Source organism: Allosphingosinicella indica (assembly GCF_900177405.1).
Lineage (GTDB): Bacteria > Pseudomonadota > Alphaproteobacteria > Sphingomonadales > Sphingomonadaceae > Allosphingosinicella > Allosphingosinicella indica.
Genome location: NZ_LT840185.1, coordinates 2,339,226 through 2,354,088, shown reverse-complemented (window position 1 = coordinate 2,354,088; position 14,863 = coordinate 2,339,226). Strand labels below are relative to the sequence as shown.

The window sequence follows — 14,863 nt, the reverse complement described above, 5'->3', positions numbered from 1 at the left end:
CGCTTGGCCCGGGGCCGATGTGGCTCAGAGCAAGGCGCTCGCGGCGATCAGCGAGGCGGTGCCGAGCGCAGGCAGCGCGAACAGGCCGAGCGGCGACACGAACAGCGCTGCGGCACCGATCACCATCGTCTCGGCCGGCGCATGCGTCGGGCCATAGGCCGGCGCCGGATCGTCGAAATACATCGTCTTGATGATCTTGAGATAATAGAAGGCGCCGATCACCGAGGTGGCGATGCCGACCGCCGCGAGCCAGGTCAGGTTCGCCTCGACCGCCGCGTTGAACACGTAGAATTTCGGCCAGAAACCCATCAACGGCGGGATGCCGGCGATCGAGAACATGAACAGCATCATCGCCGCCGCAAGCGCCGGGCGGCTGCGCGACAGGCCGGAGAGCGACGCGATCGTCTCCACCGGCCGCCCCTCGGCATCGCGCATGCGCAGCACGATCAGGAAGGTGCCGAGCGTCATCACCACGTAGATCGCCATGTAGAACAGCACCGCGGCAACGCCCGCGCGGGTCCCGGCGGCGAGGCCGATGAGCGCGAAACCGATGTTGTTGATCGATGAATAGGCCAGCAGCCGCTTGATATTCTGCTGACCGATCGCCGCGACGCCGCCGAGAATGGTGGAGGCGAGCGCCATGAAGATGATGATCTGCCGCCAGGCATCGGTCGCCGGGCCAAGCGCGTCGATCGTCACGCGCACGAGCAGCGCCATCGCAGCCACCTTCGGTGCCGAGGCGAAGAAGGCGGTGACCGGCGTCGGCGCGCCTTCGTAGACGTCGGGCGTCCACATGTGGAAGGGCACCGCCGAGACCTTGAAGGCGAGTCCGGCGAGGACGAACACCAGCCCGAACAGCTCGCCGGTCGAAACCCCGTCCGCCGCAACCGCTTCGGAGATGCCGGAGAACAGTGTCGTCCCGGTAAAGCCGTAGAGCAGCGAGATGCCGTAGAGCAGGATGCCGCTGGCAAGCGCGCCGAGCACGAAATATTTGAGCCCTGCCTCGGCCGAGCGCACGTCGCGGCGCTGGAAGGACGCAAGCACATAAGCGGCGAGGCTCTGCAGCTCGAGCCCGATGTAGAGCGTCAGGAGGTCGCTGGCCGAAACCATGACGCTCATGCCGATCGCGGAGAGCAGGATCAGTACCGGATATTCGCCGCGGTGATCGCCCTGGCGCGAGAAGAAGCCGGGCGCCGCGATGATCGCGACCGCGGAGGCGAGGAAGATCAGCACCTTGGCGAAGGCGGCGAACGGATCGGCCTGATACTGGCCGTCGAACAGTGCGCCGCCATTGCCGGCCGGGCCGAGCAGCGACAGCGCCGCGAGCGCGAGCAGCGCGACCGAAGACCAGCAGATGAAGCGATAGGCGCCCGGCGTCTGGCGGAAGGCGGCGAGCAGCAGCAGATCGGTCGCGCCGACGGCGAGGATCAGCTCCGGCGCGATGCGGGCGAAGATTTCCCAGATGGTCATCAATGCGCCCCTTCGCCGGCGGTGCGGTGTTCGGCGCCGGCGGGAACGCCGGTTCCGGGGGTCGCCTGGCCGTCACCCGCAGGCTTGGCGCGCGCGATCCGCTCGACCAGCACGCCGACGTCGGCGCGCATAGGCGCGAGGAAGCTTTCGGGATAGACGCCCATCCAAAGGACGGCCGCGGCGATCGGCGCGAGGATCGCCATCTCGCGCTTGTTGAGATCGGGCATCGCCGCGACATCGGGCTTGTCGAGCGCGCCATAGGCGATGCGGCGATAAAGATAGAGCATGTAGCAGGCGCCGAGGATGATGCCGGTAGTCGCGATGACCGCAACGAGGCTGGACGCCTCGTACGCGCCAACCAGCGCCAGGAACTCGCCGACGAAGCCCGACGTGCCCGGCAAGCCGATCGACGCCATCGTGAACAGCAGGAACAGCAGCGCGTAGGCCGGCATGTTGTCGGAAAGCCCGCCGTAGCGATCGATCTCGCGGGTATGGAGACGGTCGTAGATCACGCCGACGCAGAGGAACAAGGCGCCCGAGACGAGGCCGTGGCTGAGCATCACCACCAGCGCACCTTCGATACCCTGCCGATTGAAGGCGAAGAGACCGATGGTGACGAACGCCATGTGCGCGACGGACGAATAAGCGATCAGCTTCTTCATGTCCTTCTGCACCAGCGCGACGAGCGAAGTGTAGACGATGGCGACGAGACTGAGACCCATCACCAGCCAGAACATCTGCGCCGAGGCCTCCGGGAACATCGGCAGCGAGAAGCGGACGAAGCCATAACCGCCGAGCTTCAACAGCACGCCCGCCAGGATCACCGAGCCAGCAGTCGGCGCCTGGACGTGCGCGTCGGGAAGCCAGGTATGGACCGGCCACATCGGCAGCTTCACCGCGAAGGAGGCGAAGAAGGCCAGCCACAGCCATGTCTGCGCTTCGGGCGGGAAATCATACTCCAGCAGCACCGGGATGCTGGTGGTGGCCGATTGCTGCACCATCCACAGCATCGCGACCAGCATCAGCACCGATCCGAGCAGGGTGTAGAGGAAGAATTTGTAGCTGGCGTAGATCCGGTTCGCGCCGCCCCAGATGCCGATGATGAGATACATCGGGATGAGGCCGGCTTCGAACATGATGTAGAACAGGAAGATGTCCTGCGCGAAGAACACGCCCAGCATCAGCGTCTCGATGACCAGGAACGCCGCCATATATTCGGGCACGCGCTTGTCGATCGCCGTCCAGCTCGCGCCGATGCAGATCGGCATCAGGAAGACCGAGAGCATGGTGAGCATCAGCGCGATGCCGTCGATACCCAGCGCCCAGTTGAAGACGCCGAACAGCCGGTCGTTATACTCGACGAACTGCCACTGCGCCCCGCCGATGTCGTAGGAGGCCCAGAGCAGGATACCGAGCGCGAGATTGGCCAGCGTCGCGATCAGCGCCGTCCAGCGCGCGCCGTTCGCGCCCAGGAACAGGCAGGCGACCGCAGCCACGGTCGGCACCAGCAGCATGATGCTGAGGATCGGAAATCCGAGCGCGTTCATCGCGTCATCGCCCAGGTCGCGGCGGCGGCGAGGCCCAAGAGCATCACCAGCGCATAGGTATAGAGATATCCGGTCTGGAACCGGCCGAGCAGACGGTTGCCGCCGGTGGCGAGCGCGGCGATGCCATTGGGGCCGAACCGGTCGATCGTCCCCTCGTCACCGCGCGTCCAGAAGATGCGGCCGAGCGCCATCGCCGGGCGCACGAATAGGAAGCCGTAAAGCTCGTCGAAATACCATTTGTTGAGCAGGAAGCGGTAGAGCTGGTCGAACTGCGCGGCGAGCCGCGAGGGCGCATCCTTGCTGCGGATGTACATCGCCCAGGCGATGAACAGGCCGAGCAGCATCGCCGCCGTCGCCGACAGCTTCACCCACATCGGCACCTCGTGCATCGCGTGCATCAGGTGCGTGTCGAAGGCGACGCTGCCCTGCCAGAAGGCGGCGCCCTCTTCCGCATCGATGAAGATGCCGTGGAAGACGAAGCCGGCGAGCACCGCGCCGACGGCGAGCGTGCCGAGCGGCACCAGCATCGTCAGCGGGCTTTCATGCGGGTGATAGCCGGCGGTGCCGGTCTTCACCTGATGCGCGGCGGCGTCGTGCGCGTGCGGATCGTCGCCCGCATGTTCGTCGGACGGATGGTCGTGATGATCGCCGTGGACGGCATGCTGGATATGCTCCGAGCCAGCCCAACGCGCCTTGCCGAAGAATGTAAGGAAGACGAGCCGCCACGAATAGAAGCTGGTCAGCAGCGCCGCGAAGACCGTGATCGCGAAGGCGAAGCCGCCCACCGGGCTGGAGCTGGCGAATGCGGCCTCGATGATCGCATCCTTGGAATAGAAGCCCGCGAAGCCGAACACGCCGTAGATGCCCACGCCGGTGATCGCGAGCGTGCCGATCGTCATCATCCAGAAGGTGAACGGAATCTCCTTACGGAGTGCGCCGTAGAAACGCATGTCCTGCTCGTGGTGCATCGCGTGGATCACGCTGCCCGCGCCGAGGAACAGCAGCGCCTTGAAGAAGGCGTGGGTGAACAGGTGGAACATCGCCGCGCCATAGGCGCCGACCCCCGCCGCCACGAACATGTAGCCGAGCTGCGAGCAGGTCGAATAAGCGATCACCCGCTTGATATCGTTCTGCACCAGCCCGACCGTCGCAGCGAACAGCGCCGTCGCTGCGCCGACGAAGGTGACGATCGCAAGCGCCGTGTCGCTCGTCTCGAACATCGGCGAGAGGCGGCAGACCATGAACACGCCCGCCGTCACCATCGTCGCGGCATGGATCAGCGCGGAGACCGGCGTCGGCCCCTCCATCGCGTCCGGCAGCCAGGTGTGGAGGCCGAGCTGCGCCGATTTGCCCATCGCGCCGATGAACAGCAGGATGCAGAGCAAGGTCATCGTATCGATGCGGTTGCCGAGGAAGCCGATCGTCGAGCCCGCCATGCTGGGCGCCGCCTCGAGGATTGCCGGGATCGAAACGGTGCCGAACACCAGGAAGGTGCCGAAGATGCCGAGGCTGAAGCCGAAATCGCCGACGCGGTTGACGACGAACGCCTTGATTGCCGCCGCATTGGCCGAGGGCTTCTTGTACCAGAAGCCGATGAGCAGATAGGAGGCGAGGCCGACGCCTTCCCAACCGAAGAACATCTGGACGAGATTGTCCGCCGTCACCAGCATCAGCATCGCGAAGGTGAAGAGCGAGAGATAGGCGAAGAAGCGCGGCTGGCTGTCGTCCTCCGCCATATAGCCCCAGCTGTAGAGGTGGACGAGCGCCGAGACGGTGGTCACCACCACCAGCATCACCGCGGTCAGCGCATCGACGCGCAGCGCCCAGTCGACCGCCATGTCGCCCGATCGGATGAAGGTCAGCACGGGCTCGACGAAGGCGGTCTGCCCGCCGGCCATGAAACCGAGAAAGATCGGCCACGACAAAGCGCAGGAGACGAACAGAAGCCCGGTCGTCACCGCCTTGGCGACGGTGTTGCCGATCGCGCGATTGCCGAGCCCGGCGATGATCGCGCCCAGCAAGGGCAGGAAGACGATGAGCTTGATCACGGCCGCGTCAGCCCTTCATCTGATTGATGTCGTCGACCGCGATCGTGCCGCGGCCGCGGAAATAGATGACGAGGATCGCGAGCCCGATCGCCGCCTCGCCCGCTGCCACGGTCAGCACGAACATCGCGAACACCTGCCCCACCATGTCGCCGTGGAAGGCGGAGAAGGCGACGAAGTTGATGTTCACCGCGAGCAGGATCAGTTCGATCGCCATCAGGATGACGATGATGTTCTTCCGGTTGAGGAAGATGCCGAAAACGCCGAGCACGAAGAGGATCGCGCTGACGGTGAGATAATGGGCGAGACCGATCACAGCGTCACCCCCTCGCCCACCGGCTGGTCGATGTTGCGCACCGCATCCTGCGGGCGGCGGCGGACCTGCTGGCCGATGTTCTGCGGGCGGCTGTCGCGCCGCGTGCGGTGGGTCAGCACGATCGCGCCGACCATCGCGACCAGCAGGATCAGGCCCGCGGCCTCGAACACGAACAGATAGCGCGTGTAGAGCAGGATCCCGAGCGACTGGATGTTGGACATGTTGGGATCGACCGGAGCTGTCGGCGCGATCTGGACACCGCCCGCGCTCCACGCACCGAGCGCCAGCACCAGCTCCGCGAGGAACACCAACGCGAGCGCCGTTCCAAACGGCCAGTAGCGCGCGAAACCGGCGCGCAGCTCGGCAAAATCGACGTCGAGCATCATCACCACGAACAGGAACAGCACCGCGACCGCGCCGACATAGACGATCACCAGCAGCATCGCGATGAATTCGGCGCCGACGATCAACATCAGCCCGGCGGCGTTGAAGAAGGCCAGGATCAGCCACAGCACGCTATGCACGGGGTTGCGCGCAGCGATCGTCAGCGCGCCCGACAGCACGACGATCGTGGCGAACAGATAGAAGGCGACGGCTTGAATCACGTGACTGGCGGGGCCCCTGTTGGCGTGGCGCTTAACGGTAGGGTGCGTCGGTCGCAAGGTTCGCGGCGATCGCGCGCTCCCAGCGGTCGCCGTTGTCTAGAAGCTTGGCCTTGTCGTAGATCAGCTCCTCGCGCGTTTCGGTCGAGAATTCGAAGTTCGGCCCCTCGACGATCGCATCGACCGGGCAGGCTTCTTGGCAGAAACCGCAGTAGATGCACTTGGTCATGTCGATGTCGTAGCGCGTCGTGCGGCGGCTGCCGTCCTCGCGCGGTTCGGACTCGATGGTGATGGCAAGCGCCGGGCACACCGCCTCGCACAGCTTGCACGCGATGCAGCGCTCCTCGCCGTTCGGATAACGGCGCAGCGCATGCTCGCCGCGGAAGCGGGGCGAGATGGGGTTCTTCTCGTACGGATAGTTGATCGTCGCCTTGGGCTTGAAGAAGTAGCGCAGCGTCAGCGCATGCGCCTTCACGAACTCCCAGAGCGTGAACGTCTTGATGTAATGAGCGATGCTCATGAAGCGTCTCCGGCCCGTCGTGCGTCGGCCTCGAAATTGGTGCTGCGGGTGGTGCAGCTCGGGTGCAGGTTGGATGCCGCCACGGTGCCCGTCGCGGGGCCAGTCGGGCAGCTTTCACGGGTCAGCATCAGCCAGCCCGAGACCAGGAACACCCAGATCAGCGAGATCGGCAGGAAGACCTTCCAGCCCAGCCGCATGAGCTGATCGTAGCGGAACCGCGGCACCGTCGCCTTTACCCACGAGAAGATGAAGAAGAACAGGAAAATCTTGGCGAACAGCCAGATGATGCCGGGGACGAGATAGAGCGGTGCCCAGTCGATCGGCGGCAGCCACCCGCCCCAGAACAGCACGGCGTTGAGCGCGCACATCAGCAGCACGTTGCCATATTCGCCGAGCCAGAAGAGCGCGAAGCTCATCGACGAATATTCGGTCTGATAACCGGCGACGAGCTCGGACTCCGCTTCGGTGAGATCGAACGGAGCGCGCGCCGTCTCCGCCATCGCCGAGATGAGGAAGATCACCGCGAGCGGGAAAAGCAAGGGATTGAAGCCGAAGCCGTTCAGGAAGAAGACGTGGCTCTGCTGCGCGTAGATGATGCCCTGCAGGTTGAACGTCCCCGCCCACAGCACCACGCCGATCAGCACGAAGCCGATCGACACCTCGTAGCTCACCATCTGCGCGGCGGCGCGGAGCGCTGAGAAGAAGGGATATTTCGAATTGGACGCCCAGCCCGCGATGATGACGCCATAGACGCCGAGCGACGAGGCGGCGAGGATGTAGAGCAGCCCGACGTTGATGTCGGCGAGCGCCATGTTCGGCCCGAACGGGATCACCGCCCAGGCGATCAGCGCGACCGTGAAGGTGATGATCGGCGCGAGGATGAACAGGCCCCGGTTGGCGGCGGACGGGATGATCGTCTCCTTGAGGAAGACCTTCAACCCGTCGGCGAAGCTCTGCAGCAGTCCGAACGGGCCGACCACATTGGGGCCGCGGCGGAGCGCCATTGCCGCCCAAATCTTGCGATCGGCATAGATAATCATGGCGACCGCCAGCATCAGCGGCAGCGCGATCATCAGGATCAGGATCAGCGTCGCGACGAACCAGCCGAAGCCATAGCCCATCCAGGTGCTCTGGAACCACTCGGTCATTCGGCGGCCTCCTCGAACGCGTCGGCGTGGAGGATTTCCGCCGAGCAACGCTGCAACGTCGGCGAAGAGCGCGCGACAGGGTTGGTCAGGTAGAAATCGCGGATCGGATAGGTGACACCCGTCCCGGCCGCGATCTTCACCGCCTCAAGCGCGGGCGGCGCCCAATCGAAACGGACGAGGCCGCGCTCGGCAAAGGCCGCCACGTCCGCGAACAGGCGGGCGCGAAGCTCCGCATGGCTGTCGAACGGCAGCGGCGTGCCGATCATCGCGGAGAGCGCGCGCAGGATCGACCAGTCGGCGCGGGCATCGCCCGGCGGATCGGCGGCTTTCTCGGAATATTGCACGCGGCCTTCGAGATTGACGTAGATGCCGTGCTTCTCGGCATAGGACGCGCCGGGCAGGATCACGTCGGCAGCAGCCGCGCCCTTGTCGCCATGGTGGCCGATATAGACCTTGAAGCTCTTCGCGAAGGGCGCAAGGTCGGCCTCATCGGCGCCGAGCAGCAGAAGCAGCTTCGGCGCCTTCTCGGCAATCGCGGACATGCCGCCCGGCTGCGCATAGCCGAGCATCAGCCCGCCGGTGCGCGCCGCCGCGGTGTGCAACACATTGTAGCCGTTCCACCCATCACGGACGAGTTTCAGCCCCTTAACCAGCGCCAGGCTCGCGGCCTGCGCGCCGGCCACTTTGAGCGCTCCGCCGCCGACGATCACCGCCGGACGCTCTGCGCCCTTCAGCGCATCGGCAGCCGGCTTGGGCAGCTTGGCGAGCAGCGAGAGATCGTCGCCCAGCCATTCGACCGGATAGGTGAGATCGATTTCCGGCCCGATCGCGAACACCTTGGCGCCCGCGCGCACGGCCTTGCGGATGCGGGTGTTGACCAGCGGCGCTTCCCAGCGCGGGTTGGTGCCGACCAGCAGGATCGCGTCCGCCGTCTCGATGCCAGCGATCGTCGAATTGAAGTTCACCGCGCCGATATTGGTCGCGTCGTAGGCGAGCCCGGTCTGACGGCCTTCGACAAGGTTGGAACCGAGCGACGCGAGCAGCGCCTTGGCGGAATACATCGTCTCGGCATCGACCAGATCGCCCGCGACCGCGGCGACGCTCGATCCCGCCTTCTTCGCAACGGAGGCGACCGCTTCCAGCGCCTCGGACCAGGTCGCCGGCTGGAGCTTTCCGCCGGTGCGGATCCACGGCCGGTCGAGCCGGTTGAAGCCGAGCCCGTCAACCGCATGGCGCGTCTTGTCCGACGCCCATTCTTCGTTCACGTCATCGTTTATCCGCGGCAGCGCGCGCATCACCGCACGGCCACGGGTATCGAGCCGGATGTTGGTGCCAACCGCGTCCATCACGTCGATCGCCGGCGTTTTCACCAGCTCCCACGGCCGCGCCTCGAAGCTGTAGGGCTTGGAGACGAGCGCGCCGACCGGGCAGAGATCGACCACATTGCCCGAAAGCTCGCTGGTCAGCGCCTTTTCGAGATAGGAGGTGATCTGCATGTCCTCGCCGCGGCCGATCGCGCCGATCTCCTCGACGCCCGCCACTTCCTCGGCGAAGCGCACGCAGCGGGTGCACTGGATGCAGCGGGTCATGATCGTCTTGACGACCGGACCCATATATTTCTCGGTCACCGCGCGCTTGTTCTCGTCGTAGCGCGAGTGGCCGCGGCCGTAGGCGATCGACTGGTCCTGCAGATCGCATTCGCCGCCCTGGTCGCAGATCGGGCAATCGAGCGGATGGTTGATGAGCAGGAACTCCATCACCCCCTCGCGCGCCTTCTTCACCATCGGCGACATGGTGGTGATTTCCTGCCCGTCCGACGCGGGCAGCGCGCACGACGCCTGCGGCTTGGGCGGCCCCGGCTTCACCTCGACGAGGCACATCCGGCAATTGCCAGCGATGGCGAGCCGCTCGTGATAGCAGAAACGCGGAATCTCCTTGCCGGCAAGCTCGCACGCCTGCAGCACGGTCGCGCCCTGCGGAACCTCGATCTCGACGCCGTCGACTTTGACCTTAGGCATTACTCAGCGGCCTCCAGAACATCGCCGCGGCGCTCGTTGATGCGGCGCTCGATCTCGGGGCGGAAGTGGCGGATGAGGCCCTGGATCGGCCAGGCCGCCGCGTCGCCGAGCGCGCAGATCGTGTGCCCTTCGACCTGCTTGGTGACGTCGAGCAAGGTGTCGATCTCGTGAATTTCGGCGTCGCCTTCGCGCAGCCGCTCCATCACACGCCACATCCAGCCGGTGCCCTCGCGGCACGGCGTGCACTGGCCGCAGCTCTCATGTTTGTAGAAATAGGAGATGCGGCTGATCGCGCGGACGATGTCGGTGGATTTGTCCATCACGATCACCGCCGCGGTGCCGAGGCCCGATTTGAGATCGCGCAGGCCATCGAAATCCATCGGCGCGTCGATGATCTCGCGCGCCGGCACCAGCGGCACCGAAGATCCGCCGGGGATAACGGCGAGCAGATTGTCCCAGCCGCCGCGGATGCCGCCGGCATGCTTGTCGATCAGCTCGCGGAACGGGATCGACATCGCTTCCTCGACCACCGTCGGCTTGTTCACGTGCCCGCTGATCTGGAACAGCTTGGTGCCGGCGTTATTTTCGCGGCCGAAGCTCTTGAACCAGTCGGCACCGCGGCGGAGGATGGTCGGCACCACCGCGATGCTCTCGACATTGTTCACCGTAGTCGGGCAGCCGTAAAGGCCAGCACCCGCGGGGAATGGCGGCTTCAGGCGCGGCTGGCCCTTCTTGCCCTCGAGGCTCTCCAGCATCGCGGTCTCCTCGCCGCAGATGTAGGCACCGGCGCCGCGGTGGACGAAGAGATCGAAGTCATAACCCGACTTGGCGGCATTCTTGCCGAGCAGGCCCGCATCATAGGCCTCCTGCACGGCGGCAAACAGCGTCTCCGCCTCGCGGATGAACTCGCCGCGGATGTAGATGTAGCCGGCGCGCGCGCGCATCGCATAGCCGGCGATCAGCGCACCTTCGATCAGCTTGTGCGGATCGTGGCGGATGATCTCGCGGTCCTTGCAGCTCCCCGGTTCGGACTCGTCGGCGTTGATGACGAGGAAGTTCGGGCGGCCGTCCTTCGGCTCCTTGGGCATGAAGCTCCACTTCATGCCGGTCGGGAAGCCGGCGCCGCCGCGGCCGCGAAGCCCCGACGCCTTGATCTCCTCGATGATCGCGTCCTGCCCGCGCGCCATCAGATCCTTGGTCGCGTCCCAGTCGCCGCGCTTCTGGGCGCTCTTCAGGCCCCACGGCTGGAAGCCGTAGACGTTGGTGAAGATGCGGTCCTTGTCGGTGAGGCTGGTGATGGTCACGCCCATTCCCCCCGATAATCGTGGTTCTTGCCCACCATCTCCGGCAGCGTCGTCGGGCCGCCTTCGGGGCAGCTCGTTTGGCGATCGACCTGCGGGCCGGGCCTTGGCGTCTCGCCGCGGCCGAGCGCGTCGAGCACCGCGGTCATGCTGTCGAAGGTCAAATCTTCGTAATTGTCGTCGTTGATCTGGACCATCGGCGCATTGGCGCAGGCGCCGAGGCATTCCACCTCGGTCAGCGTGAACAGACCGTCGGGAGTGGTGTGGCCCTTCTTCAGCCCCTTGGCGTAGCAGGCGTCGAGCACGTCGTCCGATCCGCGCAGCATGCACGGCGTCGTGCCACAGACCTGGACGTGGAAGCGGCCGACCGGCGCCAGATTGAACATCGTGTAGAAGGTCGCGACCTCGTAGGCCCGGATATAGGGCATGGTGAGATAGGCGGCGACATATTCGATCACCGGGATCGGCAGCCAGCCCTGCGTTTCGGTCTCCGCGCCGACCTGCCGCTGCGCGAGATCGAGCAGCGGAATGATCGCGCTGTGCTGCCGCCCTTCGGGATAGCGCGCGACGACAATCTTCGCTTGCTTCGCGTTCGCCTCGGTCCAAGCGAATGCGCCCCAACGCGCGCGGACATCCGGCGTATCGCCCATGCGTTTGGCTTCAGCCATCTTGGTTTCCGATCGGCTGCGCGCCGGCAATCATCTTGCGCCGCTGCTCGATGCGCGGGTTTAGGAATCCCCACCAGACCGCATTGAACACGCTTGATGCGATGATCGCGGGCATCCCGGTCAACAACTCGATCTGCGGCAGTGAAATGAAGCGCGAATAGGCTGCCCAGCTTACCACCATCCAGGTGATACCAAGAAACGAAATCACCCGCTGATGACGGTCCGCGACTGCGAAGAAACGATCGATCATCGGTCGCACTCCCCGAAGACGACGTCGATGGCGCCGAGGATGGCGGTGACGTCCGCCAGCATGTGGCCCTTGCACATGAAATCCATCGCCTGAAGGTGGCTGAACGCCGTCGGCCGAATCTTGACGCGATACGGCTTGTTGGTGCCGTCGCTCACCAGATAGATGCCGAACTCGCCCTTGGGGCTCTCGGTCGCGACATAGACCTCGCCGGCGGGGACGTGGAAGCCCTCGGTATAGAGCTTGAAGTGGTGGATGAGCGCTTCCATCGATTGCTTCATCTCGCCGCGCTTGGGCGGCACCACCTTGCGGTCGAGGCTCGCGACCGGCCCTTCGGGCATCTCGTTGAGGCACTGGCGCATGATCCGTGCGGACTGCCGCACTTCCTCCACGCGCACCATAAAGCGGTCGTAGCAGTCGCTCTTGGTGCCGACGGGGATGTCGAAGTTCATCCGGTCGTAGACATCGTAGGGCTGGCTCTTGCGCAGATCCCAGGGCAGGCCGGCGGCGCGGATCATCGGTCCGGAGAAGCCCCACGCCAGCGCGTCTTCCTTCGAGACATAGGCGATATCGACGTTGCGCTGCTTGAAGATGCGGTTGTCGACCACCAGGCTCATCGCATCCTCGAACAGGCGCGGGAGCCGCGTGTCGAGCCAGTCGGCGATGTCGGTCAAGAGCTTCAGCGGCACGTCCTGATGGACGCCGCCGGGCCGGAAATAGGCCGCGTGCATCCGCGCGCCCGACGCCCGCTCGTAAAAATTGAGCGTGTCCTCGCGCAGCTCGAACAGCCACAGGTTCGGCGTCATCGCGCCGACGTCCATCACATGCGCGCCGAGGTTGAGCATGTGGTTGGAAATGCGGGTCAACTCGGCGAAGAAGACGCGCAGATATTGCGCGCGGAGCGGCACCTCGAGCCCGAGCAGCTTCTCGATGGCGAGCACGTAGCTGTGCTCCATGCACATCGGCGAGCAGTAATCGAGGCGGTCCATGTACGGGAGCGCCTGGAGATAGGTCTTATACTCGCAGAGCTTCTCGGTGCCGCGGTGGAGCAGGCCGACGTGCGGATCGACGCGCTCGATGATCTCGCCGTCGAGCTCCAGGATCAGGCGCAGCACGCCGTGGGCGGCCGGGTGCTGCGGGCCGAAGTTGATCGTGTAATTGGCGATATCGACATCGCCCGCCGCCGGCTTGGCGAGATCGGCGCCGGTCAGCGTGATTTCGTCGGTGGCGCTCACTTCTTCACCTCGTCGGCCTTCACCGGGCTCGGCGCGCCGGGCGCCTCGGGCACCGCTTTCTCGTCGCCAGGCAGGATATATTCGGCGCCTTCCCACGGCGAGAGGAAGTCGAAGTTGCGGAAGTCCTGCGCCAGCTTCACCGGCTCGTAGACCACCCGCTTCTGCTCTTCCGAATAACGCAGCTCGACATAGCCGGTGAGCGGGAAATCCTTGCGCTGCGGGTGACCGCGAAAACCATAGTCGGTGAGGATGCGGCGGAGATCCGGGTTGCCGGCGAAGAGCACGCCATACATGTCGAACACTTCGCGCTCCAGCCAGCCGGCGACGGGCCAGACCGTCGTGACGGTCGGCACCGGCGTTTCCTCGTCGGTGAGGACGCGGAGGCGGACGCGATGGTTCTTCGTCACCGAAAGCAGGTGATAGACAACCTCGAACCGTTCGGGCCGATCGGGATAGTCGACCCCGGCGATTTCCATGAGCTGCTGATATTCGAAGTCGTCGCGCAGCGTCCGGCAGACGTCGGCGATTGCTTCGCGCTGGACTGTGAAGGACAGCTCGCCGACGATCTCGACCGCCTCGACGATCGCATCGCCGAGCGCGGCGCGGACCGCGTCGATCAGCCCTTCGCGGGGCGCGACAAGGGGTGCTGGGCTCGCCATCGCGTCAGCGCTCGATCGTGCCGACGCGGCGGATCTTCCGCTGCAACTGCATGATGCCGTAGAGCAAGGCCTCCGCGGTGGGCGGACAGCCGGGGACGTAGATGTCGACCGGCACGATCCGGTCGCAGCCGCGCACCACCGAGTAGCTGTAGTGATAATAGCCGCCGCCGTTGGCGCACGATCCCATCGAGATGACGTAGCGCGGCTCCGACATCTGGTCGTAGACGCGGCGCAGCGCCGGGGCCATCTTGTTGCAGAGCGTGCCGGCGACGATCATTACGTCCGACTGGCGCGGGCTCGCGCGCGGCGCCGCGCCGAAGCGCTCCAGATCGTAGCGCGGCATATTGACGTGGATCATCTCTACCGCGCAACAGGCGAGGCCGAAGGTCATCCACCAGAGCGATCCGGTGCGCGCCCACTGGAACAAATCCTCGGTCGTGGTGACGAGGAAGCCCTTGTCGCCGACCTCCGCCTGGAGCGCGGCGAAATAGTCCGCGTCGGGCTGGGTGCCCGGCGGCGGCGCGGCGGGAAGCCGGTCGAGGGTCACTCCCATTCCAGCGCCCCCTTCTTCCACGCATAGACGAAGCCCAGTGTGAGCTCGATCAGGAACACCATCATCGCCGCCCAGCCGGCAATGCCGATCCAGCCGAGCGACACCGCCCAGGGGAAGAGGAAGGCGGCTTCGAGATCGAAGATGATGAACAGGATCGCGACCAGATAGAAACGCACGTCGAACTGCGCGCGGCTGTCCTCGAACGCCGGGAAGCCGCACTCATATTCGCTGAGCTTGTCGGCATATGGGTTGGTCGCGCCGGTGAGCCTTCCGACGATCATCGGTAGCACCACGAACGCCACCGACAGCGCGAGCGCGACGGCAAGGAACAACAGGATCGGCAGATATCCGGCGGCGACGGACGCCATCGAGGAATCTCCAAGCGAAGGAACGGATTTGCGGCGGCTTCTAGGACCGGCGCACCGGTGAAGCAAGGTTTGCAGCCGTGAGAATGACTCGCAACAATCCGGCTTTGTTCCGCTCTCCTTCAACCCCGCCGGAGAGGCCGGGAACCGCGATGCCGCATCGCGGTTG

14 protein-coding genes and 1 pseudogene are annotated in these 14,863 nt (G+C 65.2%); all 15 read right to left on the bottom strand.

All coding sequences use genetic code 11. The annotated features are described in order from the left end of the window. Window positions 1–24: 24 nt before the first annotated feature. The 15 genes and pseudogenes from nuoN to ndhC all read right to left on the bottom strand — a co-directional run bounded on the left by nuoN (window position 25) and on the right by ndhC (window position 14,697). A complete protein-coding gene (gene nuoN / locus B9N75_RS11695) occupies window positions 25–1,470 on the bottom strand; it encodes an NADH-quinone oxidoreductase subunit NuoN (RefSeq protein ID WP_085218955.1) in 1,446 nt (481 codons plus the stop codon). Next, window positions 1,470–3,017, bottom strand: coding sequence for an NADH-quinone oxidoreductase subunit M (locus tag B9N75_RS11690; RefSeq protein ID WP_085218954.1), 1,548 nt, complete (start codon window positions 3,015–3,017; stop codon window positions 1,470–1,472). The genes nuoN and B9N75_RS11690 overlap by 1 nt, the downstream gene beginning before the upstream one ends. Beyond that, entirely contained in the window at window positions 3,014–5,065 is a 2,052-nt protein-coding gene (nuoL, locus tag B9N75_RS11685; RefSeq protein WP_085218953.1) for an NADH-quinone oxidoreductase subunit L, read from the bottom strand. Before nuoL ends, B9N75_RS11690 begins: the two co-directional genes overlap by 4 nt. Window positions 5,066–5,072: 7 nt before the next feature. Beyond that, on the bottom strand, window positions 5,073–5,378 hold the full coding sequence (gene nuoK, locus B9N75_RS11680) for an NADH-quinone oxidoreductase subunit NuoK (RefSeq protein ID WP_085218952.1): 306 nt from the start codon (window positions 5,376–5,378) through the stop codon (window positions 5,073–5,075). Beyond that, window positions 5,375–5,983, bottom strand: a complete 609-nt coding sequence (locus tag B9N75_RS11675; RefSeq protein ID WP_085218951.1) for an NADH-quinone oxidoreductase subunit J — start codon at window positions 5,981–5,983, stop codon at window positions 5,375–5,377. The genes nuoK and B9N75_RS11675 overlap by 4 nt, the downstream gene beginning before the upstream one ends. Before the next feature lie 31 nt (window positions 5,984–6,014). Then, window positions 6,015–6,500 (bottom strand): NADH-quinone oxidoreductase subunit NuoI, encoded by a 486-nt coding sequence (gene nuoI / locus B9N75_RS11670; protein ID WP_085218950.1) that lies wholly within the window; start codon window positions 6,498–6,500, stop codon window positions 6,015–6,017. Beyond that, window positions 6,497–7,648 (bottom strand): NADH-quinone oxidoreductase subunit NuoH, encoded by a 1,152-nt coding sequence (gene nuoH / locus B9N75_RS11665; RefSeq protein ID WP_085218949.1) that lies wholly within the window; start codon window positions 7,646–7,648, stop codon window positions 6,497–6,499. The genes nuoI and nuoH overlap by 4 nt, the downstream gene beginning before the upstream one ends. Continuing rightward, window positions 7,645–9,666 (bottom strand): NADH-quinone oxidoreductase subunit NuoG, encoded by a 2,022-nt coding sequence (nuoG, locus tag B9N75_RS11660; protein WP_085218948.1) that lies wholly within the window; start codon window positions 9,664–9,666, stop codon window positions 7,645–7,647. Before nuoG ends, nuoH begins: the two co-directional genes overlap by 4 nt. Then, window positions 9,666–10,970 (bottom strand): NADH-quinone oxidoreductase subunit NuoF, encoded by a 1,305-nt coding sequence (gene nuoF, locus B9N75_RS11655; RefSeq protein ID WP_425292395.1) that lies wholly within the window; start codon window positions 10,968–10,970, stop codon window positions 9,666–9,668. Before nuoF ends, nuoG begins: the two co-directional genes overlap by 1 nt. After that, window positions 10,967–11,635 (bottom strand): NADH-quinone oxidoreductase subunit NuoE, encoded by a 669-nt coding sequence (gene nuoE / locus B9N75_RS11650; protein WP_085218946.1) that lies wholly within the window; start codon window positions 11,633–11,635, stop codon window positions 10,967–10,969. The genes nuoF and nuoE overlap by 4 nt, the downstream gene beginning before the upstream one ends. Beyond that, the gene (locus tag B9N75_RS11645; RefSeq protein WP_085218945.1) at window positions 11,628–11,885 is read right to left on the bottom strand and encodes a hypothetical protein; all 258 of its coding nucleotides are present in this window, start codon (window positions 11,883–11,885) and stop codon (window positions 11,628–11,630) included. The genes nuoE and B9N75_RS11645 overlap by 8 nt, the downstream gene beginning before the upstream one ends. Next, window positions 11,882–13,099: an NADH-quinone oxidoreductase subunit D gene (locus tag B9N75_RS11640; protein WP_172840904.1), complete on the bottom strand. Its 1,218-nt coding sequence runs from the start codon at window positions 13,097–13,099 to the stop codon at window positions 11,882–11,884. Before B9N75_RS11640 ends, B9N75_RS11645 begins: the two co-directional genes overlap by 4 nt. 32 nt (window positions 13,100–13,131) lie before the next feature. After that, window positions 13,132–13,776, bottom strand: a pseudogene (locus B9N75_RS11635) (NADH-quinone oxidoreductase subunit C); the annotation flags it as partial. 4 nt (window positions 13,777–13,780) lie between these two features. After that, a complete protein-coding gene (locus B9N75_RS11630) occupies window positions 13,781–14,329 on the bottom strand; it encodes a NuoB/complex I 20 kDa subunit family protein (protein WP_085218942.1) in 549 nt (182 codons plus the stop codon). Next, window positions 14,320–14,697, bottom strand: coding sequence for an NADH-quinone oxidoreductase subunit A (gene ndhC / locus B9N75_RS11625; RefSeq protein ID WP_085218941.1), 378 nt, complete (start codon window positions 14,695–14,697; stop codon window positions 14,320–14,322). The genes B9N75_RS11630 and ndhC overlap by 10 nt, the downstream gene beginning before the upstream one ends. Window positions 14,698–14,863: the final 166 nt, after the last annotated feature.